General features: G+C 62.5%; 26 protein-coding genes and 1 other RNA gene. 15 read left to right on the top strand and 12 right to left on the bottom strand.

From position 1 onward, the window contains the following. The first annotated feature begins 245 nt into the window (after positions 1–245). The 3 genes from HAD_RS01555 to HAD_RS01545 are packed head-to-tail and all read left to right on the top strand — an operon-like array spanning position 246 to position 3,009. Complete coding sequence (locus HAD_RS01555; RefSeq protein WP_051595832.1) at positions 246–1,241, top strand: calcium/sodium antiporter; 996 nt, start codon at positions 246–248, stop codon at positions 1,239–1,241. Beyond that, the gene (locus HAD_RS01550; RefSeq protein ID WP_035568950.1) at positions 1,238–1,990 is read left to right on the top strand and encodes an SDR family oxidoreductase; all 753 of its coding nucleotides are present in this window, start codon (positions 1,238–1,240) and stop codon (positions 1,988–1,990) included. The genes HAD_RS01555 and HAD_RS01550 overlap by 4 nt, the downstream gene beginning before the upstream one ends. Next, positions 1,987–3,009 carry a threonine aldolase family protein gene (locus HAD_RS01545; RefSeq protein WP_035568948.1) on the top strand — a complete coding sequence of 341 codons (1,023 nt, stop codon included), beginning with the start codon at positions 1,987–1,989 and terminating at the stop codon, positions 3,007–3,009. Before HAD_RS01550 ends, HAD_RS01545 begins: the two co-directional genes overlap by 4 nt. On the opposite strand, the gene HAD_RS01540 is transcribed toward HAD_RS01545, so the two are convergent. The 3 genes from HAD_RS01540 to HAD_RS01530 all read right to left on the bottom strand — a co-directional run bounded on the left by HAD_RS01540 (position 3,006) and on the right by HAD_RS01530 (position 5,416). Beyond that, the gene (locus tag HAD_RS01540; protein ID WP_035568944.1) at positions 3,006–3,629 is read right to left on the bottom strand and encodes a TetR/AcrR family transcriptional regulator; all 624 of its coding nucleotides are present in this window, start codon (positions 3,627–3,629) and stop codon (positions 3,006–3,008) included. The genes HAD_RS01545 and HAD_RS01540 overlap by 4 nt on opposite strands. A 420-nt stretch (positions 3,630–4,049) precedes the next feature. Then, on the bottom strand, positions 4,050–4,763 hold the full coding sequence (locus HAD_RS01535) for an SGNH/GDSL hydrolase family protein (RefSeq protein ID WP_035568940.1): 714 nt from the start codon (positions 4,761–4,763) through the stop codon (positions 4,050–4,052). 92 nt (positions 4,764–4,855) lie between these two features. Next, on the bottom strand, positions 4,856–5,416 hold the full coding sequence (locus HAD_RS01530) for an AAA family ATPase (RefSeq protein ID WP_035568938.1): 561 nt from the start codon (positions 5,414–5,416) through the stop codon (positions 4,856–4,858). Positions 5,417–5,748: 332 nt separating this feature from the next. Here HAD_RS01530 and HAD_RS01520 point away from each other — a divergent pair, with 332 nt between their 5' ends. Further along, on the top strand, positions 5,749–6,894 hold the full coding sequence (locus HAD_RS01520) for a hypothetical protein (protein WP_035568933.1): 1,146 nt from the start codon (positions 5,749–5,751) through the stop codon (positions 6,892–6,894). A 169-nt stretch (positions 6,895–7,063) separates the two neighbouring features. Here HAD_RS01520 and rnpB read toward each other — a convergent pair. The 3 genes from rnpB to HAD_RS01510 all read right to left on the bottom strand — a co-directional run bounded on the left by rnpB (position 7,064) and on the right by HAD_RS01510 (position 8,758). After that, an RNA gene (gene rnpB, locus HAD_RS18075) (RNase P RNA component class A) lies at positions 7,064–7,436 on the bottom strand. 45 nt (positions 7,437–7,481) lie between these two features. Continuing rightward, positions 7,482–7,829: a low molecular weight protein tyrosine phosphatase family protein gene (locus HAD_RS01515; protein WP_035568931.1), complete on the bottom strand. Its 348-nt coding sequence runs from the start codon at positions 7,827–7,829 to the stop codon at positions 7,482–7,484. A 26-nt stretch (positions 7,830–7,855) separates the two neighbouring features. Continuing rightward, complete coding sequence (locus HAD_RS01510) at positions 7,856–8,758, bottom strand: CHAD domain-containing protein (protein WP_035568928.1); 903 nt, start codon at positions 8,756–8,758, stop codon at positions 7,856–7,858. A gap of 212 nt (positions 8,759–8,970) precedes the next feature. Between HAD_RS01510 and HAD_RS01505 the strand changes: the two genes are divergently transcribed. Both HAD_RS01505 and HAD_RS01500 read left to right on the top strand, forming a co-directional pair. Further along, positions 8,971–9,561: a hypothetical protein gene (locus HAD_RS01505; RefSeq protein WP_035568926.1), complete on the top strand. Its 591-nt coding sequence runs from the start codon at positions 8,971–8,973 to the stop codon at positions 9,559–9,561. Between the two features lie 137 nt (positions 9,562–9,698). Beyond that, positions 9,699–10,631, top strand: a complete 933-nt coding sequence (locus HAD_RS01500) for a YihY/virulence factor BrkB family protein (protein ID WP_084331731.1) — start codon at positions 9,699–9,701, stop codon at positions 10,629–10,631. On the opposite strand, the gene HAD_RS01495 is transcribed toward HAD_RS01500, so the two are convergent. Both HAD_RS01495 and HAD_RS01490 read right to left on the bottom strand, forming a co-directional pair. Next, the gene (locus HAD_RS01495) at positions 10,628–11,383 is read right to left on the bottom strand and encodes a peptidoglycan recognition protein family protein (RefSeq protein ID WP_035568923.1); all 756 of its coding nucleotides are present in this window, start codon (positions 11,381–11,383) and stop codon (positions 10,628–10,630) included. The two genes, HAD_RS01500 and HAD_RS01495, sit on opposite strands and share 4 nt — an antisense overlap. Continuing rightward, entirely contained in the window at positions 11,383–12,285 is a 903-nt protein-coding gene (locus HAD_RS01490) for a DMT family transporter (protein WP_035568922.1), read from the bottom strand. Before HAD_RS01490 ends, HAD_RS01495 begins: the two co-directional genes overlap by 1 nt. 179 nt (positions 12,286–12,464) lie before the next feature. Between HAD_RS01490 and HAD_RS01485 the strand changes: the two genes are divergently transcribed. The 4 genes from HAD_RS01485 (at position 12,465) to HAD_RS01470 (ending at position 15,116) form a co-directional block, all read left to right on the top strand. Continuing rightward, positions 12,465–13,172: a hypothetical protein gene (locus HAD_RS01485; RefSeq protein ID WP_051595831.1), complete on the top strand. Its 708-nt coding sequence runs from the start codon at positions 12,465–12,467 to the stop codon at positions 13,170–13,172. Then, positions 13,169–13,795 (top strand): class I SAM-dependent methyltransferase, encoded by a 627-nt coding sequence (locus HAD_RS01480; protein WP_035568920.1) that lies wholly within the window; start codon positions 13,169–13,171, stop codon positions 13,793–13,795. Before HAD_RS01485 ends, HAD_RS01480 begins: the two co-directional genes overlap by 4 nt. A 19-nt stretch (positions 13,796–13,814) precedes the next feature. Then, positions 13,815–14,615, top strand: a complete 801-nt coding sequence (locus tag HAD_RS01475; protein WP_162177457.1) for a heme-dependent oxidative N-demethylase subunit alpha family protein — start codon at positions 13,815–13,817, stop codon at positions 14,613–14,615. A gap of 63 nt (positions 14,616–14,678) precedes the next feature. Continuing rightward, on the top strand, positions 14,679–15,116 hold the full coding sequence (locus HAD_RS01470; RefSeq protein ID WP_035568917.1) for an EVE domain-containing protein: 438 nt from the start codon (positions 14,679–14,681) through the stop codon (positions 15,114–15,116). Here the strand turns inward: HAD_RS01470 and HAD_RS01465 are convergent. Next, positions 15,113–15,847 (bottom strand): class I SAM-dependent methyltransferase, encoded by a 735-nt coding sequence (locus tag HAD_RS01465; RefSeq protein WP_035568914.1) that lies wholly within the window; start codon positions 15,845–15,847, stop codon positions 15,113–15,115. The two genes, HAD_RS01470 and HAD_RS01465, sit on opposite strands and share 4 nt — an antisense overlap. Before the next feature lie 79 nt (positions 15,848–15,926). Beyond that, positions 15,927–16,457, bottom strand: a complete 531-nt coding sequence (locus tag HAD_RS01460; protein WP_035568911.1) for a D-glycero-alpha-D-manno-heptose-1,7-bisphosphate 7-phosphatase — start codon at positions 16,455–16,457, stop codon at positions 15,927–15,929. Between the two features lie 113 nt (positions 16,458–16,570). Here HAD_RS01460 and HAD_RS01455 point away from each other — a divergent pair, with 113 nt between their 5' ends. Next, positions 16,571–16,825 (top strand): hypothetical protein, encoded by a 255-nt coding sequence (locus tag HAD_RS01455; RefSeq protein WP_035568909.1) that lies wholly within the window; start codon positions 16,571–16,573, stop codon positions 16,823–16,825. A gap of 6 nt (positions 16,826–16,831) precedes the next feature. Here the strand turns inward: HAD_RS01455 and HAD_RS01450 are convergent, their stop codons facing one another. Continuing rightward, a complete protein-coding gene (locus HAD_RS01450; RefSeq protein ID WP_035568907.1) occupies positions 16,832–18,085 on the bottom strand; it encodes a TCR/Tet family MFS transporter in 1,254 nt (417 codons plus the stop codon). A gap of 97 nt (positions 18,086–18,182) precedes the next feature. Between HAD_RS01450 and HAD_RS01445 the strand changes: the two genes are divergently transcribed. The 4 genes from HAD_RS01445 to HAD_RS18740 all read left to right on the top strand — a co-directional run bounded on the left by HAD_RS01445 (position 18,183) and on the right by HAD_RS18740 (position 21,634). Next, positions 18,183–18,800 (top strand): GNAT family N-acetyltransferase, encoded by a 618-nt coding sequence (locus tag HAD_RS01445; protein ID WP_035568904.1) that lies wholly within the window; start codon positions 18,183–18,185, stop codon positions 18,798–18,800. A 63-nt stretch (positions 18,801–18,863) separates the two neighbouring features. Continuing rightward, entirely contained in the window at positions 18,864–19,427 is a 564-nt protein-coding gene (locus HAD_RS01440; protein ID WP_035568901.1) for a LemA family protein, read from the top strand. Next, the gene (locus tag HAD_RS01435) at positions 19,427–21,136 is read left to right on the top strand and encodes a DUF2207 domain-containing protein (RefSeq protein ID WP_035568899.1); all 1,710 of its coding nucleotides are present in this window, start codon (positions 19,427–19,429) and stop codon (positions 21,134–21,136) included. Before HAD_RS01440 ends, HAD_RS01435 begins: the two co-directional genes overlap by 1 nt. 120 nt (positions 21,137–21,256) lie before the next feature. After that, positions 21,257–21,634, top strand: coding sequence for a CBU_0592 family membrane protein (locus HAD_RS18740; protein WP_206741238.1), 378 nt, complete (start codon positions 21,257–21,259; stop codon positions 21,632–21,634). On the opposite strand, the gene HAD_RS01425 is transcribed toward HAD_RS18740, so the two are convergent. Next, complete coding sequence (locus tag HAD_RS01425) at positions 21,530–22,312, bottom strand: crotonase/enoyl-CoA hydratase family protein (protein WP_035568896.1); 783 nt, start codon at positions 22,310–22,312, stop codon at positions 21,530–21,532. The genes HAD_RS18740 and HAD_RS01425 overlap by 105 nt on opposite strands. Positions 22,313–22,324: the final 12 nt, after the last annotated feature.

Below are 22,324 nucleotides of genomic sequence, written 5' to 3'. Positions count from 1 at the left end.
TTTCCCGGATTGGGGTGAAAATACGGGATTCCGGTGGAATTTCGGGTGAAAACCCTGCCGAATTGGGCTCGCCATGCGCGGCGCACCGCGCTATGCAAACGCCAACAAACACAATCACGTGATAAAGATTACACAAGCGAGAAAGCGACATGATCCATCCGTCCCTGCTTGCCATCGCCGCAATCGTCGTCGTTTTCGGCGTACTGAATCTGATTGAATTCAAGCGGCTGGACTAACCGCTCGGCTTGCCCATCCCGGAGCTCTCTCTGATCGCTGCCCTCGTCGGGGGCCTCGTGATCATGGCACTGGCGGGAAATGCGCTGGTCAGTGGGGCTGTGTCCCTTGCCGCCCGCATGGGGGTTTCGCCCCTCGTCGCGGGCATTTTCATTGTCGGCTTCGGTACGTCCGCGCCTGAAATGATCGTTTCGCTCGACGCCGCCCTGTCGGACCGTTCGGGCCTCGCTCTCGGCAATATTGTCGGTTCCAACATTGCAAACGTCTTCCTGGTGCTGGGCCTGCCGGCCCTGATCGCACCGATCGCCGCTGGCGGGGTGGGGGAAAAGCGCGGCCTGATCGCCGTGATCGTCGCAGCCGTGGCGTGGATCGGCATCACCGCCCTGATGCCGCTGACACCGCTGGTCGGCATCTGCTTCATTGCGCTTCTCGTCGCCTATACCGGCCTGACCTTCATTGCCGCGCGCCGCGCCGTTGCCGTTGGCAAGGATCCCGGCGTGACGGAAGAGGAAGACCCGCACCTGCCGCTCTGGCTCGCGCTGATCTATGTGCCGCTTGGCGTCCTGGGGCTTATCCTCGGCGCAGACCTCGTGATTGAGGGCGGTGTCGGCATCGCCATGTTCCTGAACGTGCCGGAGGAGTATATCGGCCTCACGCTGCTGGCGATCGGAACCTCGCTGCCGGAAATCGGTGCAGGCCTTGTTGCCGTTGTGAAGAAGCAGGGCGAAGTCCTGATCGGCAATGTGCTGGGCTCGAACGTGTTCAACATCCTTGGCGCGGGCGGCATCATCTCCCTGTTCGGACCGATCCGCATGGCACCGACCTTCCAGCAATATGATCATTGGGCGCTGGCGCTCGCCACGCTGGTCATCGGGGTCGTGATCCTGACGAAGGCGCGCATCGGGCGCCTGATGGGTCTGCTGCTGCTGCTCGTCTATGTGGCGTACATCTACGGCCTGATCACCGGCCTCAATATTTCCGGCTTGTTCCAGCCGGTGGGGACATGACGCCCGGTATCGCGCTTGTCACCGGCGCCGGGGCCCGCCTCGGCCGCGCCATGGCGTTGGCGCTTGGTGAAGACGGCTGGAAAGTTGCGGTGCACTATCACAGCTCCAGCGAGGGCGCGGACGAGACGTGCGAGCGGATCCGCAAGGCCGGTGGCATGGCAGAGCCGGTGCAGGCCGACCTCGCAGATGAAACCGACCGCAGCGGCCTCGTCGCCGGGGCGGCAAAGGTCTTGGGCGGGCCGGTCAGCCTGCTGATCAATTCGGCCTCCACTTTCCATGACGATACGGCGCTGACCCATTCCCGGGAAGACTGGGATGCGCATATGGAACCCAACCTGCGGGCGCCCATCCATCTGGCGCAGCAGATGGCGTCCGACCTGCCGGAAGGCGAAAAGGGCCTGGTGATCAACATGATCGACCAGCGCGTCTGGAAGCTGAACCCCATCTTCTTCACCTACACGCTGTCCAAGGCGGCGCTGTGGCAGGCGACCCGGACGCTGGCTCAGGCGCTTGCCCCCGATATCCGCGTCAACGGCATCGGTCCCGGCCCGACGCTCGCCAGTGCTCATCAGACGCCGGAAGAGTTTGCCGCCGAAAAGGCCGCCACGCTGACAGGGCAGGGCTCCTCGCCCGAGGAGATCGTGCGGGCGATGCGCTATCTCATCGCGGCGTCCAGCGTGACCGGGCAGATGATCGCCAGCGACGGCGGCCAGCACCTGATGTGGCAGACCCCGGACGTGCAGGCATGAACTTTACCTCGGATACGTCGGCACCTGCGCATCCCGCCGTGATCGAGGCGCTGGCCTCGGTCAACACCGGCATGGAAGCAAGCTATGGCGGCGATTCCGTCACGGCTGGCCTGCGCGAGAAGCTTGCGGCCCTGTTCGAAACCGAGGAGTTCGAGTTCTGGCTGACCGCGTCGGGCACGGCGTCCAATGCCTTGGCGCTGTCCTGCTTCTGCTCGTCCATCGGCGCGGTGCTTTGCCATGAGGAAGCGCACATCGCGCGGGATGAACGGGGCGCGCCGGAATTCTTTTCCGGCGGCGGCAAGCTGCAGCTGCTGACCGGCTTTGGCGCACGCATTGACCGTGAGGCGCTGGAAACCGCGCTCGGCCAGATCAATCCGTCTTTCGTGCACGAGACGCCTGCCGAGGTGCTGTCCCTCACCAATCTCACCGAATGCGGGACGGCCTACCGGGCGGCCGAAATTGCGCTTTATGCGGGGCTGGCGAAAGAGAAGGGACTGTCAGTACACCTCGACGGCGCCCGCCTCGGCAATGTGCTGGCCAATGGCAAGACGGCGGCCGCCGAAATGACGTGGCGGGCCGGTGTCGACGTGCTGACCCTCGGCCTGACGAAGACCGGCGCCATCGGGTGCGAGATCATTCTTCTGTTTGGCGATGCCCGGAAGAAGTCCGGAGAGTTACGGGCGCGTGCCAAACGGTCCGGTCACATGCCGCCCAAGATGCGGTTCCTCGCGGCGCAGGCGCACGCGATGCTGGACGATGGGCTGTGGCTGAAGCTGGCCGGGCAGGCGAATGCCCGCGCGCAGGCGCTGGCAGACCTGTTCACGCAGGCGGGCTTCGATCTCGCCTATCCGGTCGACGGCAACGAGGTGTTCCCCATCCTGTCCAAGGACGCGGCCCGGCGTCTGGTGGCGGCCGGCGGGAAATTCTATCCCTGGCCTGGCGGGGCCTATCGGTTTGTGTGTTCGTGGAGCACGGCAGAGGCCGAGATCGCTGCTGTGGCTGACGCCCTGCGGGCCTAGGCCGTCTTTTTGAACGCGCTGCTCAACCAGTTGCTGAGGTGCTGGACCGTCGATTGATCGTCGAGCGGTGCGAGCGCCCGGCCGCCCAGCAAATGCTGGTGCAGGCACATCAGGATAACCGGGGAGAACATGGCGATTGAGGCTGTCCGGATCTCTTCCGGATCGTCCGGAGACCCGGGCGTGCCCGACAGCTTGCGGCAGACGCAGTCGAGCGAAGGTTCCAGGACGTGTTCCAGATAGGCCTGTCCGACGTCCGGCTCGGCCATGCCTTCCACCATTCCGAAAGCGTGCATCCGGAAAAAGAGGTCGTCGCCCATCCGCGTCAGGGCGTGCCGGAAACAGGCATTGATTGCGTCCGTCATGCTTTCAGACGGTTGCTCCAATTGCCGCCAGATGGGTTGGGCACGTTCGCCCAATTCGGCCATCATGGCGATGACCAGCCCTTTCCGGTCCGTAAAATAATGACGGAGGGTCGGCTCGGACGTTTCGGCGGCGAGGGCCAGCTGGCGCAGGGAGGGCCGCTGGATTTCACCGGACAGGGCGAAGTTGATCACGCTTTCAAGCAGTGCCGAGCGCTTCGCGTCAAAGTTGTAGTTCCGGGCGCCGGGTGTTCGGGCCATAGATGGGCCTGCCTCTCTAAGCGATACTGACGGAAAACATTGGATCAAAGTCCCCCGGTCAATAGTTTGGACTAGTGTAGTGCCGTCATTCGTGTCAACGATGCAAGGCCAGTCGGTCACCTGAAACTGTCAGGTATCGTGACATATACAGGCAATGCTGCCGCAATTTGCACCGGAAACCGCTGCGGCAGAAACGCCGCGATCTGCCATTTTTGCGTGCATCTCCGTCACTTCCTGCCGGGCGGGATATTGCCGGACTTGCCACTGCCATACGCCAGCGCCTGACACGTATAATAGCACAACCGGAGGCGCGGCACACGCTGTCTGCATCGCCCGGCGGGGGCGTGCGGTATGTAAAACGCATGGCAAATGCCGGACTGAACCCTGTCCAGTCCGGCAAGATGGGAGTGAGGCTGGCGATTACTGGTTGTGGGCGCGCAGGTCGTCCAGGATCAGGTCCGCCATATGGTCGTGTGCCGGCACCGACGGGTGCCACTGACAGCCATAGGCGACGGATTTGTCGCCGCCATCCAGGGCGAGATAGCGGATGGCCGTGCCTGTTTCTGCATTCACCGCATCGACCGCTGTTTCCACGGCATGGGCGAGAAATATCTTGTCGGTCCCGCCCAGCATCGGGCCGGTCAGGGCGTAGATCGTCGCGTCCGGATAGCGGTCGCGCATCTGGGACAGCAGGTCCTCCATCGCCGGGATGAACTGGTCTGACGGGTCGTTCTGGAAGAAATCATGGGTGCCCAGATTGATCAGGACGAGTTGCACCGGGCCGGTTGCGTCCAGACGGGCCGTCTCGTCGGCCTGCGTCAGGCGCATCGACATCGTATTGGTCTGGTCGTCGCCGTAATTGTGCACAAGGCCGATGCCGGGCCAGGCGAACATGACATAATCAACGCCAAGCGCGTCAGCGACCTGAGGGCCAAAAGCCTTGGTCTGCGAGTTGTATTCGGGGGTCAGCGGGCAGGTCGTATCCGGTCCCATCGCGCCAAGGCCGAGCGAGATGGAATCGCCGACAATCAGCACTTTCCCCGGCAGGTCCGGCAGTGGACCCTCGGGCGTATCCTGATTGGCGCAGGCGGGCACAGCCAGAAGCAGCGCGCTCAGCAAAAGGCGTTTCAGCATGATGGAGTCCCTCTCTTTCAGCCGGATTCCGTGCAGAATTTGAGCTCAGCCTTGCATGGCGCGTGCCAGATTATTGTATTTGCTGAATTTTATCAGGGGGCAGGCTCGTCGGGACGGGGCCCGGCATCCGCCAGCACCGACAGCAGGTATTCAGCCCGCGTATCCACGGGGGCTTTCGGCAGCACGTGCGTGTCATAGCCCAGCGCAGGGAGGGCCGCTTCCAGGCGGGCATATTCGGCAACCGCTTCATCCATCCCGTGCCGCCGGGCTTCGTCGCTCGTGAAGATGTCCGGCCAGGGCGGGGCAAGGAACACGGCCCGGTTGTAGCGATAGTCACCGGCCAGCGTCTCGGCCTCGGGATGTCCGGTCACGTGGCGCAGGGCCACTGCCGCGTCCACCACGCCCCGGTCGAAAAAGACAGGGCCGGAGAGGCGCCGCGCCGCCCGGTGGTCCGCGATGGCCAGATCCAGCGCGCGGTGCAGGAAGGCCTCGATATCCGTCCAGGGCAGGGCATTGCCGCCGCTTGCCTGTTCAGCCTCCACGATCCGGCGGCCCGGCTCCTCAACGACATGATGCCCACGCGCCTTCAGCGCCTTCAGCAGCGTCGACTTGCCCCCGCCGGAACATCCGGAGATCAGAATGAAATTGTCCATGATGTGAATCTCCCGCAGAAAATCTGTGTGGATGCGGATGAAGCCCTTGCTTGCGCTGCGTGGTGCCGGAGAAGCCCTCGCCCTTTGGACGCGGGCCCCCCTCTCCCGCGAACGGGTTTACGTCCGGTTCCATGTGCGGCGCAAGCGGCGGAGAGGAGCGGAGCAAACTGTCCATTCCGACAAATATACACCGGTTCCGGAGGAGGCGGATAAGTTAGCGGCCGGCTCAATGGTGGCGACAGGTTGCGGCCTGAAAATGCAAGGATAAGTGGCGCATTGATTCCCGTGTGAATAGGAATAGGGTGCCGGGCACAACAATCGGAGTCATCCTCATGCGTCTTGCGCTTTCGCTTCTCGGCGGTCTGTTCTTCTGGACGGCGCTGGCCCAGCCCTCCCTGGCGCGTGAGGAACCGTTGGAATCCTATGCCGTACTGGATACCTGGCTGCGCGCCGCAGAGTTCAATGAACGCTGCCGCGTGCTGAACTATTTCGAAGTGCAGCGGGTCAAGCGCGGGATCAGCGCTTCTGCGTCAGTAACCCCGGAAGGCAATGACGTGAAGGTCATGGCCGGGACAGCGTTTCGCGACGAGGTTGTCGCGAAGAGGGACGACATGGTCAAAGCCCATCGGGCGACAGCCAGGGAGGCCGTGGCAAACCAGGCGTGCAGCCAGGGTGACGACGTAAAAGTGCTACGGATATTTTACATCCGCGAGTACGTAAAATCGCTGCTCGCATCTCAGAGCTCCCCGGATTTGCAGAAGGATACAGCGGGACGGAAATACGCCGCACAGAACCTTTTTGATTTTTCCAAAGGGATGTATGGCGCAAAGTTTGACCCCCTGGTTCAGGAAGTGAGCGCAGAACTCCAGGCCGAAGGATTTGATTCCGACAAGGCGTGGGACGGACTGGATGACACCATCAATGATCTGCAGTGGCAGCTCAGGTTGGGTGAAAAGGGGTATGGTTTTCATCCCCTGCCGAATGGGAACGCGACGTATGAGGCCGTGAAACTGGATGGCAGTGGCGCGCGCTTCCCGGCAAAACTGTCCGAACGCGATGATCCAAGCTTCATGAATTCGGAAGGCTGGCCCGTCAGCGTCAACCGCGTCGACGGCATTACGGATGACGGACGGCTGGTGATACTTGTCAGCATGGATACGGCTGAGGCCGCAGGACAAGCGCTGCAGGCGCAATTGTTCGTGCAGAAGGAGGCGGACGTCAGGGCATGGTCCAAGCCGGATTGGCGCAGCAAGTCGCTGAGCTTCATGGCCGACGTCGAGACGGGGCCGGACTGTCCGGCTGATTTCTGCTTCATCTTCCCGCAGGAAGCCTCCGATGCCATCCGGGAACGTCAGGGCACGGGCAATGCGGCTGATTACAAATTCGAATTGGTGATTGCCGAGCCGGAACAGTTTCCGCTGCCGGAGACGAAAGAGTCGAATACGCGGAGAAGGTTCCATCCGATGAATCTGAACTGAGCGGGGTGGCTTGCATCAGCAGTCTGAAAACCCCTGCTTTTCCTGTATTGGATCCTCGATCAAATACGGCCGCGACGCGGCACCGGAGAAGCCCTCGCTTACGCTTCGGGCCTTTTCTCCCTCAATTGGATCCTCGATCGAATTGCCGTGCTTTGCACGACCGGGAGAAAAGACCAGACGGCCTGTAAGCCGGGTTCTGTTCGCCCATGTTGCCATGGGTCTGGCAGCCATTCCTCTGGGATGCCTGTTGCCAGGCACCTCACGCGACACACCCGGGGCGCAGGCGGGATACAGCCCATGCGCGCCCCCTATTCGGTCTTGCTCCGGGCGGGGTTTACCGTGCCAGTCCTGTCGCCAGGCCTGCGGTGGGCTCTTACCCCACCCTTTCACCCTTACCTCCCCGAGGGGAGGCGGTTTGCTTTCTGTGGCACTTTCCCTCGGCTTGCGCCGGGCGGCCGTTAGCCGTCGCCCTGTATCCCTGGAGCCCGGACTTTCCTCCAGCATGCCGTTACCAGCATGCCAGCGGCTGCCCGGCCGTCTGGTCTGGCGGGTATATAGGCGCAAGGGCCGCGCATGACCAGCCGTGTTTACGCCGCGCCGAAGATCAGCGGGTCACAGCGCTCCCGCAACAGCGCCATAAGGGCCTCGTCCATGAACTGGAAGTCGTCCGGGATATCCAGCACGTGCAGCGTCTTGCCGGTGACGTCCTGGCCGAAATCGGCGCGCAGGCGCTGTTCATGCTGGTCCTCCATGACGAAAATCAGGTCGGCCCAGCGGATGTCGGTCACGGTGACCGGATGGCGGGCATCCCGCGCCGTCCCGGCCGAGCGCGCCGAGACCCCCGCCACGCGGGAGAACACGGCCTCGCCCGTCGTGCTGCGCCATTTGTTGTGGGTGCAGACAAACAGGACTTTTACGGGCGCGGCATCGGCCATCGGTTTCTCCCCTTCGCGGGCGCCAATCAGACGCGGGCCGTCTCCCGCCAGGTGGACCAGTAGGCGCCGACCCCCTTGCCAAAGGGCCCGGCCTTTTCGGCGAACAGGCGGTGGCCATGGTGCAGGCATTCCGGCGCGAGGCGTTTCTCTTCCGCTTCGATCAGGCCGCCCAGTACTTCGCCGGTCTTCGCATCCGCATGTTCGATCAGCGGCAAGACGGTCAGCCGGAAGACGGCAAGATCGTGCAGGTCGCCCAGCGATGTGGCGAGGTGGCGCGCCTCGACAATCCGTGCATGGATCATTTTCGGCCAGACATGTTTCAACAGGCGCATGTGATACCAATGGTATTTCACCCGCTTGCGGAATTCATGGAACTCGACCGGCGTGCCGTCTTGCTCCGCCTGCGCCAGCGCAGTCTCGGCGCGCTTGTAGGTCTGCTTCACGCCGCGGCCCAGAATTTCCGGCGCCTTGCCTTTGACTTTCCAGTCATGGGTGCGGGTGAGCGCGTCCTCGAACGCGGCGCGTGCCCCGGCCAGCCGGTCTGTCACGTCTTCATCGCCAGCAGGCGGGCTGGCGGCGGCGAGCGTCTCGCGCACATCGGCAAAGAAGGGTCCGCCAATCACCTCGCCGAAACGCGCTTCCAGCGCCGCAACGGTTTCCAGCAGGGCGCCGGCATCGCGCAGGTCGGCGAGACTGCGCGACAGGTCGCGGAAGGCGGCATTCTCTTCCGCATAGTCTTTGAAGCCGGGCCGGACGAGGCGCACGAGGCCCCGGACCTTTTTGCACCGCTTGCGCAGCTGGTGGACGGTCGTCACCGGCCCGAGCGTCTTGTCATCGATCTCGGCAATCGCCGTCTCGATCTGGCTGCGCGCAATACGGCGCACCCCGTCAGTCAGGCTATGATCGGACAAGCGGAAGGAATAGGACAAGGCGGGAACCCGTTGGTTGTGGTGGCATATCTGTATCGCAACGCCGCGCCGCCGCCAAAGCGATACACTCGTGAGTGGAATCGGGGGGAGGGCGGACAGGCTTGTGCCAATTCCGGTATGGACATGCCATAAGCCCTTGAGACCGCGGGCATTCGTGGCGGTAGACACAGCCTCTATCCAACCGGCTAAGCCCTTATGGCAATCTTCCCGCCATGACAGAGTGCACCGATTTCTTCTCCCAGGCCTATTACACGATCGCCCGCGCCATTGCCGAGGCGGGCGTGAATGTGGACCTGTTCAAGAATCCTCAGACGATTGCGAAATCGGTGAACCGGCGCGTGCGGGCGGAGCTGAAGCGCCTCGCCGTTCTGCTCCGCCGTCTGATCTTTCTGGCGGCGCTGCAGATGGAGCTGGCGCCGCTGACACCGCGCGTGGGCAGCAATTATTACGAGCCAAAGAAACCGGATGCGGACTATCGTTACGTCTTCACCATGGTGCCCGCGCCATCCCGACCGTGCCCGCATTTCCTGAAAGGGCCGGTGACGGTGCCTTCGCCCGGGCCTGTGCCAGCTGCGCCGCTGATCGCGCGGTGGCAGGCCATGCTCGACACGCTGAAGCACCACAAACGCCGGGCGAGATGTCTCGCGCGCACGATCCAGCGCTGGCAGGCAGCCGGCGAGGCCCGGCCGCACGTGCCACCCATCCCGAACCGGCATCGCATGCCTGCTGCGCTCGCCCTGGTCTCGGGTGGGCTAACCGTTCAGCTGATCGAAGCGCTGAAACGCTGGCCGGATTCGAGCTGAACTCACGCACAATCAGGAAACTTGCCGGAGCGCGCGGGGGCGTTGCCGGGCGGACGTGCTGGCGGACGAGTCTTCCCATGGCCAAGCGTTCCGAACCGTTTTAGACAGGGCAGGATCACCGGAGCGACAGGATCCCCATGCGGCCATGGATTGAGAAACTGCCCCTGCCGACCTGGCTGAAGGTCTGGGCCATCGAGCCGGTCTGGGGCGCCATCATGCGCCTGTCGAAGCCGGAAGTCCGCATCGTCACGGGCGGGATCAGTTTCTATGCGCTGTTCTCGATTTTCCCGATCGTCTACCTGACGCTCAGCCTGTTGTTCGCCTTCATGCCGCTTGAGCTGTCGCAGCGCCTCGCCGAAACGGTGGACGATGTGCTCGTGTCTGCCGTCGCGCCGCTCTCGCAGGCCGATCTTGAAACCATCCGGCAGGTCACGCCGCAGGGCGTCACCCTGCGGGCATTGCTGGCGGTTATCATCGTTCTGTACACGGCAAGCTCCGGCGCGAAAGCGGCGATCACCGGCATTCGCATGGTGACAGGCTCTGAGCGGCGCACCCGCATCATCCGTTTTCAGGGCGTGTCGATCCTGATGACGGCGCTGCTGATCCTGGCCGTCTGGCTACTCGGCGCATTGCAGCTGATCCTGTCTTTCATCACCGAGAAGCAGGGCTTTATCGCCTATGACCTCGCCGTGCACATCAGCAATCTCGCTTCGCGGCTCTGGCTCGGCAAATGGATCGCCTGTTTCGCCATCTTCTACATGATCCTCGCCGTTGCCCTGCATGGCCGGCTCAAGGGACACCGGGCGAAAGCGGCCGGCGCGGCAGCCGGGGCGCTCAGCTGGGTGATCGCGACCTGGGGCTTTCACCTCTATCTGAAATTCACGGCGCTGGACAATTTCTACGGCGCGCTGGCCTCGGTCATCCTCGGCTTCATCTGGCTGGCAACCTCGGTGTCTTCGCTTCTCTTCGGCGCAGCCCTGACAGCCGAATGGGCTGCCCGTCAGGCAGAGCCGGAACTGATCGAAGAAGAAGATGAAGACGACGACATCGTCTTCCGCGGAGAAGGCTAGGTCGCCGCGTACAGCGCCTGGATCACACCGATCTGGCGAAGCGTCGCGATGTCGGCCGCGCCGCTGATCCGGTCTGGCAGCCAGCGACGCTGGAAGGCACGAACGACCGCTTCGGTGAGGTCGTTAAAGGTCCCGGTGGGGGAGAGGTCATAGCCTATGCGCTGGAGCTGTTCCTGCATCTGGCGGACGCTGGCGGTCTGCTCACCGGGGGACAGGCCTTTGCCGAGTACATCCGGAGTGTCCAGGTCTTCGATGTCGGCCCAGATGCCGATCCCGGCCTGAGCAAGGCGTGCCCATGGGAAGTGCTCGCCGGGATCCTGCTTGCGCACGGGGGCGATGTCGGAATGGCCGACAATCCGCGTTTGGGGAATGTCACGGCCGGCAAGGATCCTGTGGCAAAGCTCGATCAGCGTCTGGATCTGAATGTCCGGATACGGCGGCAGCGTGCCATCCGCCGCCGGAAAGTCGTGCCCGCCATTGACGATCTCGATCCCGATGGAGCGGGAGTTCAGATCGTCGTCGCCCTGCCAGCTGGAGACCCCGGCATGCCAGGCCCGGCGATCCTCGGCGACCAGCTGGTCTACCCGCCCATCCTCCCAGAGGAGGTAATGGGAAGAGACCTTGGCGTCCGGGTTGCGCAGCTGCTCGAAGGCCGCCTGTCCGGTTTGCATGCCGGTATAGTGGAGCACAATCATGTCGATCGGGTGCTTGCGCTCATCGAAGTTCGGGCTGGGCGAGAGCGTGATGTTCATCAGCTGTCTCCGGCACCGGCTTTGCGGCCAAGGGCGGCCTCGGGCAGGCGGGTGTTCTGGCGCACCGCGATCATGAACACACCGGCGAGCGCGATGACCGCGCCCATCAGCAGTCTCGGCGAAACCGGCTCGTTCAGCAGGGCCACACCAAACACGACACCCCAAATCGGCGTCATCAGGGTCAACGGCGACAGCATGGAGACATCATACTTCTTGATCAGCGTGTAGAAAGCGCCGTGGCCGAAGATCGAGACACCCGCGATGGCAAACAGGCTGGCCAGCCAGACCGGCCAGCCGCCATGGATATAGGCGTCCACCTGGCCGCGTTCCCAGAGGAAGGACACGGCAAACAGCGGGGCAAAGCTGAACAGGCCGACCCAGGCCTGAACCTGAAGACCTGTCAGCGGCGGCATCTTCTTCATCAGGATCCCGCCGAAGGACCCGATGAAGGCGGAACCGACAACGAACATCAGGCCGACCGAAATCTGGAAGCTGGACGGATCGAACGCGATCAGGACCACGCCGGCAAAGGACAACATGATGCCCAGCCCCCGGCGCCAGCCGATCGTTTCGCCCAGGAAAGCCATGCTCATGAGCGTGGAGATCGGAACACCCAATTGTCCCGTCACGGCGACGGCTGAGGCTTCCGCGCTGCGCAGTCCCATGAATAGCAGGGCGAAATTCAACGATCCGATCATCACCGAAATCAGCAGCAGCGTGAACAGCTTGTCCGGAACCGGCCGCAGGAAAGGGATCAGGAACAGCGCCACGCCAGCGAAGCGGACGGCGGCGAAGAACAGGGGCGGAATGTTCATGTCCGCCACCACCCACCGTGTCAGAACGATGTTGAGGCCCCAGACGAGGCAGACGCCGAACAGGAGGAGAAAGTCGCGGAAATTCATGTTTGCCCCGTATCAGGCTTTTTCCGGTTTGGGCAGACTTTGTAGAAAGATCCCCTTGGGGAACCGGAACTGTGTTTCATGCGTACACTTGTGGCCGCATTCAGGCTGGGTTTAAGTTAACCTGTATAGGGGTGAGCGGTTGAGCTGCCGGCGTGCGGCGGCCTTTTGGGAGTAGGTGGATGTCTCTGATCTGGTGGATTCTGCCAGCAATTTCAGGTGTGATCGGGCTGATGATGCTGTTTGCCGGCTTTGGCAAGCTGGCCAGTCTGAAGCCTGTCAGCGGCGGCGGCCGGCTCATTTTCGGCGTCGGCTTCCTTGGTCTGGCCGGAGTTGTGGCGCTATCCGGCCTCAACCTGCAGACCTACAAGCGCCTCACGCTGGAACGCGATGCCGCGCATATCCGCTTTGACGCGGTGGCCGGCCAGCCCAATACCTATCAGGCCACGCTGACGGTTCCTCAGGAAGTCGAGCCGCGGGTCTACACCCTGCAGGGCGATGAATTCTCGATGGGCGCGCAGGTGATCAAGTTCAAGCCGCTGGCCAATATGCTGGGCTATGATTCAGTCTACCGGCTGGAATACCTCGAAGGCCGTGACTCGAACCGCTACTCCACTGAGGCGGTTACACGGGCGGAGTCCAATGGCATCCGCCTTTATGCCAATCCGGGGCTGGATGTCCGCAAATTTGCAGCGGAGCAGGGCGCACGTTTCGGTCTGGAAGATGCGCAATACGGCTCAGCCACCTACATGCCGATGGGCGACGGATACGAGTTCGATGTGAATATCACTCAGGATGCCCTGGTCGCCCGACCGACCGAGCCGACGCGCCTGATGATGCAGCGGGCGGCCTATCCCGGCTTCCAGCCAGGCGTGGAGACAAAGCAGTGAACCCCTGGGAAAAATATGTCGTTCCGAACCTGATTTCTTGCGCCTGCGCGTCGAAGCCGATGATGAAGCAGCGCGAAAAGGTCATTCCGTACGCAGAGGGCAAGGTGCTGGAAATCGGCTGCGGAAGCGGGACGAATTTTTCCTATTATGATCCGGACAAGGTCGAACACCTTTATGCCCTGGAGCCGTCCGGCGGCATGCTGAAAAAGGCGCGCCGTGCAGCGGGGGCGCTCGGCTATGGCAACAATATCGAATTCCTTGAGACCGGCGCAGAATCCGTACCGCTGGAAGACCATTCCATCGACACGGTCGTCTATACCTTTGTGCTGTGCACCATTCCGGACTGGAAAGGCGCCCTGGCAGAGACACGCCGCCTGCTGAAGCCGGGCGGCAAGATCATTTTCTCCGAACACGGCCTGGCCCCGGACGAAGGCGTTGCGAAGTGGCAACGCCGGGTCGAGCCGGTCTGGAAACCGCTGGCGGGCGGTTGCCACCTGACGCGCGACACGAACAAAATGTTGGAGGAAGCGGGTTTCGAACTGCAGGACGCCGAAACCATGTACCTGCCGGGCACCCCGAAGATTGCGGGCTTCTGTTCCTGGGGATCTGCCGTTCCGGTCTGACATGCGGGACCCTCCCTATTTGCCTTTCCTTGACGGCCCGGCCAGTCTTGCGCCCGGGCTGAAACCCATTCCACCGGAGTCCCTGATCGCGCCGGATACGGAGGCGGAGGCCTGGCTGCCGGAAAAGCGGCAGATCATGCGGGAGCGGCGCGCGGACGTGTTCGTCTCCAGCCTGCCAGAAGCGGAATTGCTGGAGGCAGCCGCGCGGGTGACCTGCCACTTTCCGCCATCGGAGGAAGACTGGCCGACGCCGCTGGAAGCCGCGGCGGCCCGCGTCTCAGATGATCTATGTCTGCTTCAGCGCGGCGCCGATGGGCTTTGGCGGCTGGAGGCGGCCAGCCTTGTGGCGCCGACGTTCTGGCGCTTGTCGGAGAAGGCCGGACAACCGCTTGGCGGATTGCATGATCCGGTGCCGGAGGCCAATCCCGGCCTTGTGTCGCGGATTGCGCGCATGTTCGATGCCTTGCGTCCGGGGCAGGTGCTGGAACGGTTCAACTGGACGGTCCAGGCAGGCCCAGATCGCTTTACTCCCAGCGCGGCGCCGCTGAAGGCCCTGGCGGCTGCGACTGCTGAAGCGGATGCGCTGGATGTGCTTCACTTGCGCGTGGAGCGGCAGACGGTATCGAAATTGCCGGCAAGCGGCCTGCTCCTGTTCACGATCCGCATCGCGGTCGATCCGTTGCGCGCAGCCTTGTCGACGCCGGGGCGGGTCAAAGCATTTCAGGCGGCGTGGGATGGAACGGATCCCGGGCTGGCCGAGTACAAGGGCTGGCCCGCTTATGAGCGGCTTGTGCGCGCTGCGCTCGGTCACCTTTCCTGAGCGGGGCAACCGCGTTATGCCTCAGACTGAATCACACACCCTGAATAAGAGACGGAAGACGCAATGAAATACTGGCTGATCAAATCCGAACCCGACGCATGGAGCTGGGATGAACAGGTCGCCAAGGGGGATGAGGGCGAAGAGTGGAGCGGCATCCGCAATTACCAGGCCCGCAACTTCATGCGCGAGATGAAACTGGGCGACCGTCTCTTCTTCTATCATTCCAATAAGGGGCTGGAGGTCGTCGGGATCGTCGAGGTCTGCAAGGAAAGCACGCCGGATTCGACGACGGACGATCCGCGTTGGGATTGCGTCTGGGTAAAGGCGCTGGCGCCCATGCCGAACCCGGTGACCCTGAAGGCCGTGAAGGCCAATCCGAAACTGAAGGATATGAGCCTCGTCACCTCCTTCCGCCTGTCCGTGCAGCCGGTAAAGGCGGCGGAGTGGAATGAGGTCTGCAAAATGGGCGGCATCGATCCGAAGACGCTGAAGCCTGTCTAGGCCGGCTTCCGATAGACGGAGATGTGCATCCGGCTGTCCGCGGTGAAGGCGCACTTGTCCCAGCCGCCCCAGCGGCTTTCCAGCTCCAGGCCGGCCAGCTGGGCCATCAGGTCTGTTTCCTGCGGCCAGGCGTAGCGCATGGGCAGCGGTGTCAGGCGCGTGCCTTCGGAGGTGACGCGCAGGACCTGATAGTCGATCCGCTGCGTGACCGGATCATGGACCGCGGCTTCCAGCGCGAGGGCGCCGAAACTGACATGCCGGGGCTTCACACTGCGATGGTCGTGAAACTGTGAAAGATCCGGAACGAAGGCTTCGATCAGGAAGGCGCCGCCGGGGGCCAGCATGGCGGCGGCGTTCCGGAAACACTTCACCTGCGCGGCCTGGCTGGTCAGATTGTAGAGCGTGTTGAAGATCAGGAAGATGAAGTCGAAGTCGCCTTCGGCCCTGACCTCCGACATATCGCCAACCGTGACCGGAATGTCTTGCCCGCCGGGCTTCTCGCGAAGTTTCTCCACCATAAGCGGCGAGGCCTCGATGCCTTCGATGCGGCAGCCGCGCGCTGCCATTGGCAGAGCAACGCGCCCTGTGCCGATGGCGAGTTCCAATGTGCGGCCGGGCAGGGCAAATTCCGAGAGCAGATCAATGGCTGCGTCAGTTGTGCCGGGATTGTGCAGGAGGTCGTATTCGTCGGCGTTCAGTTCACCGAACGTTTCCGGGCCATACTTCTTCATCGTTGTGCAAGATCAGGGGGCAGATAAACCATCCAGGGCTCATAGCACGAAATGATTTTCGGCGCGAGGTTGTTTTTGGCTATCCCCGGTTGCCCTCTTCGAAGCTGGCGAGGGTCCATTCGGCGAACTGCGCAAGATTGCCGCCGCTGAAAAGGAACCCGGCGACGCCTGCCGCGCGGGCGGCTTGCATGTCGGCTTCCTTGTCACCGATCATGAAGCTCAATTCCCGCTTCACCGGAAAGTCGGACATGGCGTGCAGCAGCATGCCGGGCTTTGGCTTGCGGTCGTAACTGTCCTTCCGGTAGGCCGGGTTTTCCCCCGCTTCATGATAAGGGCAATAATAAATGCGGTCGATGTGCGCCCCAGCCTTGGCCAGTTCTGACTGCATCCATTCATGCAGGACCTGCATGTCGGCTTCCGTGTAGTAATTGCGCGCGATGCCGGACTGGTTGGTCGTCACGAAGACGAACCAGCCGCGCTTGTTGAAGGCGGCGATCGTTTCGACCGCGCCATCAATCCATTCGAAATCCTCGATGCGGCTGACATAGCCTTTGTCGACGTTGATCACGCCGTCTCGGTCGAGAAACAGGGCAGGGCGCAGGTCAGCCATCGGGCTGGTCTTTGCCCGTATCTCCCGGCTCTGGCAACTGCGGCGGATGCAGGCAGGGCTGGACGGCGGAAGGAAGACGGCGTTTGTTGCAAGTCTGCCGGGAGATTGTGCCAATGGCTATTCTTGTGTCCATCCTGCTGAGCGCGCTCGGTGGTATTGTCGCCGGGCTTGGTGCGGCGCGCCTGATCCGGGGGAACATGACCGGTGGTCTGCTGGGCGGCATGGCCGGTGCCATGGCCGTTCACTTCTATCTGTATCCCGTTTCAGAGAGCGGCCTTCCGGGAGACTGGGCGGCCTTGCTGCAAGGCGCAGCAGGCGGCGCAGCGCTCGGGCTCGCGGGCGGGTTCATGATGAAGAAGAAAGCCTGAGGCGGCCTAGTCCGCATCGGCCGGGATGGCATCGCGATTGACCGCCACACCCCGCAGGAACGGGGCCAGCGACAGCAGCGTGAGCAATCCTGCCAGCAGGAAGGCAGCCCCGGCGAAGTGAACCGCCGCGCCTTCATATGTGAAGGCAAACAGGACCCCATTCATGGTGAGCGGCCCGATAATCATGGCCATCGCGTTCAGGCTGGAGGAGGCGCCCTGCAATTCGCCTTGCGCATTTGCGGGTGTGACGGTCGACATCAGGGAGTTCAGCGAGGGGGACGCGACGCCGCCAAGCGCGCCGAACGGAATGATCGCGTAGACCATCCACCCATGGCTGGCGAACGCATAGGCAAAGAGCGATACGACATTTACCCCGAAGCCGAGCAGGGCCGTTCGGACGGTCCCGAGCCGGTCGAGGATCAGGCCCATCAGGCCAGCCTGCACCACGGCCGCGCCGACCCCGACAAGGCCGAGCGAAAAGCCGATTTCCTTCGGCGTCCAGTCGTACCGGATCTCCGAATAGACGTTCCAGGTGGAGGGGAAAACCGTGTGTGCCAGCATGAAGATGCCGGCGGCGATCAGGAACCAGCCGACGTGCGGAAGTTTCGAAAAATGCTTCACGGCGCCCAGCGGGTTCGCGCGCCGGATGTCGAAGGCCCGGCGGTTTTCCGGGGCCAGCGATTCCGGCAGCACAATCAGGCCGTAGAGGAAATTGATCAGGGCAAGTCCTGCCCCCGCGAAAAAGGGCGCGCGCGCGTCGATTTCTCCCAGGAATCCGCCGATCACCGGGCCGAACACGAAGCCGAACCCGAAGGCGGCCCCGATCATGCCGAAGGCGCGGCCCCGGTCCCCCGTCGTCGTCACGTCGGCGATATAGGCGTTCGCCGTGGAATAGGTGGCGCCGGAAATGCCGGACAAGGCCCGGCCGAGGAACAGGATCCAGATATTGTGGGCAAAGCCCATGATCAGGAAGTCGATGGCCAGTGTCGAAATCGAGGCCAGAAGGACAGGCCGTCGGCCAAACTTGTCCGACAGGGCGCCCATGACCGGCCCGAACAGGAAGTTCATGACGGCATAGGTTGCCGCCAACGGGCCGAGCCAGAGCGTGGCTTGCTCCGACGTGACATGTGCCAGTTCGCGGATCAGCGCCGGGATCACGGGGATGATGAGCCCGAAGGCCAGCATATCCAGCGCAACGGTTACAATCACGAAAAAGAAGGCATTCTTGCCGTGCTTCCGGGGAGATGCGCTGTCCGACATGGGGAGCAGGTTTGGCCTTGCCCGCCGGAAGGGTCAATCGGTTTTGACGCAGGGTGATGGATTGCCGGAACGGCAAGGCGGGCGCAGGATCGTTTCCATGACGGAGGGCATTCCGATCACACGCCATCCGGCACCGCCGGAACAGGTTGAGCGCATCCGCGCTGCGGTTCGTGAGGCGGAGCAGCTGAACGATTCGCGCCTTGCCAGACCAGACGACGCCGAAGGCCTTTACGCCCTGCTCTCAGAGCCCAAGGTCAACGCGCCGATCTATTCGCTGCCGCGCCCGTTGAATGTCGGGAACGTCCGCAAATTCATTGAGGATCATGTCGCCCAGCAGGCGCGCGGGGAAGGCCTGTTGTTCGTCCGGGACGCCGGCGGCGGGCAGATCATGGGGTATTCCGACATTCAGGTCTGGCCGGAATGGGCCGCTGGCGAAATTGCCGGCGGGCTGCATCCGTCGCTGCATTCAAAAGGAAGTGGCACACAGGGCGCGGCCCAGACGTTCACCTGGATGTTCGAAGCATTGCACCTGAACCTGATCTGCGAAACGGCCAGCCTCGAAAACGTGATCACCCAGCGTATGCTGGACGGGATGGGCTTCCACCGCATGGGACAGGTGACGTCCCGGCGGCCGGATGGAACCACGCGGGAGTCGCTGGTCTGGGAGATGGGACGCGATGAATGGAGCGCGGCTCAACGGTCCCGGCCGAGCTGACGCCTTAACAGCACGGCCAATGCTGGATATGCATGACGTTTCCTGAGTTGGAGGACGCGACACGTGGGACTTTACATAACCGGTGCCATTCTGATCCTGCTGATCATCGGCGTGATCCTGATCTATAACGGACTCGTGCAGAAATCTCAGATGGCGGACAATGGCTGGTCGGATATTGATGTCCAGCTGAAACGCCGCGCAAACCTGATCCCGCAGCTGGTCAACACCGTGCAGGGCTATGCCACGCATGAGCGGGAGTTGTTCGCCGATATCGCGGAAAAGCGGGCCAAAGCCCTTGCTGCCGGAGATGATCTCGCGAGCCGGGGGGAGGCGGAAAGCGAGCTGTCCCGTCCCGTTGCAAGACTGATGGCTGTGGCAGAAGACTATCCCGACATGAAGGCCAGCCAGAACTTCCTGGACCTTCAGCAGGAACTTGCCGACACCGAAGACAAGATCGAGATGGCGCGCCGGTTCTATAATGGTGCGGTACGCGAGCTGAACACGCGGGTGCAGAGTTTCCCGGCAAACCTGCTGGCGGGCATGTTCGGCTTCCGCACGCGGGACTTCTTTGAGGTGTCGATGCCGGAGCGGGCCTTGCCGAAGGTCGATCTTGGAGGCGCAAGCTGATGCTGCGATACCTGTTGGGGGCGCTGGCCGCCTGCCTGATCGTGCTGGCGGCAGGGGCGGAGGAGAAGATCAACCGCTTCGATGTCGGCATTGAAGTCCGGCAAAATGGCGACATCCTGGTGACCGAGACGATCAATGTGGCCGTCGAGGGGCGGGACATCCGCCGTGGAATTTTCCGCGACCTGCCGCGCTATTATGCCGATGACCTGAAGCCCGGCGACAAGCTGCCTTACCAGTATGACGTCCGCCGGGTGCGCCGTGACGGCCGGAAGGAACCCTACACGATTGAGCATGATGGCAATGCCTATCGCATCCGGATCGGCGATGCGGATGTGCTGCTGGACTATGGCGACCATACTTATGTGATCGAATATGAGGTGAAGAACCAGATCCGCTATTTCGACAATCATGACGAACTCTACTGGAACGTCACCGGTAATTACTGGCTGTTTCCGATCGAAGAGGCTTCGGCCCGCATTACCCTTCCGGATGGCGCCAGGGTCACCGAAGCCATCGCCTACACTGGCAAGTCCGGCCAGGCGGGACGGGACTATGCTTACCGGCAGGACGGCGATGCGCTGGTTTTCGAAACGACCCGCCCGATGGACCGGTTCGAAGGGCTGACGATTTCGGTGTCGATGCCCAAGGGGACGATCGCCCCGCCATCCCTTGGCGACAAAGGGACGCTTTGGTGGCTGCGGAATGGGGCGCTGGCCGTGCTGGTCGCGTCTTTCTGCGGCGTATTCTGGTTCCTTATGTCCGGCTTCCGCAAAGTCGGGCAGGACCCGCCGAAAGGGCCGGTGTTCCCGCGCTATGAACCACCGGAAGGCTACTCGCCCGCAGCCGTGCACCACATCTACTATCGTGGAATGCGCGGACATAACGCCCTGATCTCGACCCTCATCAATATGGGGGTAAAGGGCCTGGTGGACATAGATGCTTCGAGCAAGAAGGAAACGACGCTGACACGCCGGCAGGGCGACGCCTCGAAAATCAGCCCGGATGAGGCGATCCTCGATGCGGGCCTGTTCGGCGGGCGGACCGAGCGCACGCTTGGCAGCAAATATGATGCGAGTTTCACATCGGCCTATCAGAAGTTCCGCCGGTCGCTTTCGCGTAAATATGGCAGTGCCTATTTCCGCTGGAATATCGGGTACACGCTGGCCGCCGCAGTGATGACCATTGCCGCAATCGTGTTTGCCATCACGCAGGCGATCAACTGGTCCGGCTGGCATACACTGGTCGTTCTGGCCTTTGCCGGGCTGAACGGTCTTTTCATGTACCTGATGCCGGCCCCTACGCCAAAGGGCCAGAAAGTCCGTACAGAAATTGAGGGATTCCGGCTCTATCTCGAAACGGCGGAAAAACTCCAGATGAACGCTGTCGAGGTGGGCAGTGATACCCCGCCGCCGATGAGCCTGGAGCGCTATGAGCGTTTCCTGCCTTTTGCCGTGGCGTTGAATGTCGAAAAGCCATGGACAAAATACTTTGAGCACCAACTACCCGCAGAGGCCGAGAATTATGCGCCGGCCTGGGGGCAGTTTGGCAGCCGGTCCTTCCGCGATGTCGGGGGCATGAACGATGCGATCATGTCCAGCATGAACACCGGTGTCTCCAGCTCCCTGCCGCAAAGTTCCAGTTCATCCGGCAGTGGCGGCGGAGGCTCGTCCGGTGGCGGCGGAGGCGGCGGCGGCGGGGGCGGCTGGTAAATTTTTCTGGCCGGCACAGCGGCAGGAAAATGAATTTTCAAAGGCAGTGCAAATTTATGATTGCGTCAGAAGAAAAGTAAGATTACGGGGCGAAAATACACCGGACTCGCGAGGCGCCCCATGTCTGTTACGCACTTCCTTATTGAGATGTCCGGCTGGGCCGGGGCTGTTCTCATCCTGATCGCCTACCTCCTCCTGTCGGCCGGCAGGATGGATGGCCGCTCGAAAGCCTACCAGGTAATGAACGTGATCGGAGCAGCCGGCTTCATCGTCAACAGCGGCTATAATGGCGCGATCCCGTCGACGACGATCAACGTGATCTGGGTTGGTATCGGCTTCTTTACCCTCTGGCAGGGACGCCGCCTGACAGAGCGCCCGGGCGCGCCTTATCTTTCAGAAGAGGCCGCCACGGCCGACGCCGGCGGCGAAACGTTTGGCGCCATCCCGGGTTTCTCCCATCTCGATGACGTTCAGGCCGCCTGCGATCTCCCGGCGTAGGGCCTCGTCCATCGGCAATGACCATTGCGCTATGGCCGAGGCACGGTCCGTCCGCATGCAGACTTGCGGGAATTTGGCGATGCGGCGCGCGACCTCCAATGCGTGCGGCAAGGCGGACTCTTCCTCCGAGACATAGTTGGCCAGTCCGAAAGCGAGGGCTTCTTCCGCGCTGACTTCCCGGCCGGTGAGGATCATGTCCATGGCGCGGGAGGCCCCGATCAGGCGGGGCAGGCGGATTGTGCCGCCATCAATCAGCGGCACGCCGAAGCGGCGGCAGAAGACACCAAATTTCGCGCCCGGCGAGACGACCCGCAGGTCGCACCAGCACGCAAGCTCAAGTCCGCCGGCAACGGCATAGCCATCGACTGCGGCGATGACCGGCTTGGAAAGATCCAGCCGGGACGGGCCCATCGGGCCATAATCGCCTTCGGTCACGGATTTGTTGCCGCGCCCCTCGGCAACAGCCTTCAGATCGGCCCCTGCGCAGAAATTGCCGTTTGTGCCTGTCAGGATGGCCACCGAGAGGTCATCATCCGCATCGAAGGCCTTGAACGTCTCATACAGCGCATCGGCGGTTGGCCGGTCGACAGCGTTGCGCGCATCGGGGCGGTCGATGGTCACGATCAGGATAGGCCCTTCCGTTTCAGTGCGGATGCCAGTGCGGGCGGGAGTCGGCATGTCTCTCTCCAA

The organism is Hyphomonas adhaerens MHS-3 (assembly GCF_000685235.1).
Classification (GTDB): domain Bacteria; phylum Pseudomonadota; class Alphaproteobacteria; order Caulobacterales; family Hyphomonadaceae; genus Hyphomonas; species Hyphomonas adhaerens.
Note: the sequence above shows the minus strand (reverse complement) of the source record. Positions and strands in the feature narration are given on the sequence as shown.

Coding starts and splice junctions, on each gene's coding strand:
- HAD_RS01550 (WP_035568950.1), top strand. CDS start 1,238: ATGACGCCCGGTATCGCGCTTGTCACCGGCGCCGGGGCCCGCCTCGGC.
- HAD_RS01545 (WP_035568948.1), top strand. CDS start 1,987: ATGAACTTTACCTCGGATACGTCGGCACCTGCGCATCCCGCCGTGATC.
- HAD_RS01540 (WP_035568944.1), bottom strand. CDS start 3,629: ATGGCCCGAACACCCGGCGCCCGGAACTACAACTTTGACGCGAAGCGC.
- HAD_RS01535 (WP_035568940.1), bottom strand. CDS start 4,763: ATGCTGAAACGCCTTTTGCTGAGCGCGCTGCTTCTGGCTGTGCCCGCC.
- HAD_RS01530 (WP_035568938.1), bottom strand. CDS start 5,416: ATGGACAATTTCATTCTGATCTCCGGATGTTCCGGCGGGGGCAAGTCG.
- HAD_RS01520 (WP_035568933.1), top strand. CDS start 5,749: ATGCGTCTTGCGCTTTCGCTTCTCGGCGGTCTGTTCTTCTGGACGGCG.
- HAD_RS01515 (WP_035568931.1), bottom strand. CDS start 7,829: ATGGCCGATGCCGCGCCCGTAAAAGTCCTGTTTGTCTGCACCCACAAC.
- HAD_RS01505 (WP_035568926.1), top strand. CDS start 8,971: ATGACAGAGTGCACCGATTTCTTCTCCCAGGCCTATTACACGATCGCC.
- HAD_RS01500 (WP_084331731.1), top strand. CDS start 9,699: ATGCGGCCATGGATTGAGAAACTGCCCCTGCCGACCTGGCTGAAGGTC.
- HAD_RS01495 (WP_035568923.1), bottom strand. CDS start 11,383: ATGAACATCACGCTCTCGCCCAGCCCGAACTTCGATGAGCGCAAGCAC.
- HAD_RS01490 (WP_035568922.1), bottom strand. CDS start 12,285: ATGAATTTCCGCGACTTTCTCCTCCTGTTCGGCGTCTGCCTCGTCTGG.
- HAD_RS01485 (WP_051595831.1), top strand. CDS start 12,465: ATGTCTCTGATCTGGTGGATTCTGCCAGCAATTTCAGGTGTGATCGGG.
- HAD_RS01470 (WP_035568917.1), top strand. CDS start 14,679: ATGAAATACTGGCTGATCAAATCCGAACCCGACGCATGGAGCTGGGAT.
- HAD_RS01465 (WP_035568914.1), bottom strand. CDS start 15,847: ATGAAGAAGTATGGCCCGGAAACGTTCGGTGAACTGAACGCCGACGAA.
- HAD_RS01460 (WP_035568911.1), bottom strand. CDS start 16,457: ATGGCTGACCTGCGCCCTGCCCTGTTTCTCGACCGAGACGGCGTGATC.
- HAD_RS01455 (WP_035568909.1), top strand. CDS start 16,571: ATGGCTATTCTTGTGTCCATCCTGCTGAGCGCGCTCGGTGGTATTGTC.
- HAD_RS01450 (WP_035568907.1), bottom strand. CDS start 18,085: ATGTCGGACAGCGCATCTCCCCGGAAGCACGGCAAGAATGCCTTCTTT.
- HAD_RS01445 (WP_035568904.1), top strand. CDS start 18,183: ATGACGGAGGGCATTCCGATCACACGCCATCCGGCACCGCCGGAACAG.
- HAD_RS01435 (WP_035568899.1), top strand. CDS start 19,427: ATGCTGCGATACCTGTTGGGGGCGCTGGCCGCCTGCCTGATCGTGCTG.
- HAD_RS18740 (WP_206741238.1), top strand. CDS start 21,257: ATGTCTGTTACGCACTTCCTTATTGAGATGTCCGGCTGGGCCGGGGCT.
- HAD_RS01425 (WP_035568896.1), bottom strand. CDS start 22,312: ATGCCGACTCCCGCCCGCACTGGCATCCGCACTGAAACGGAAGGGCCT.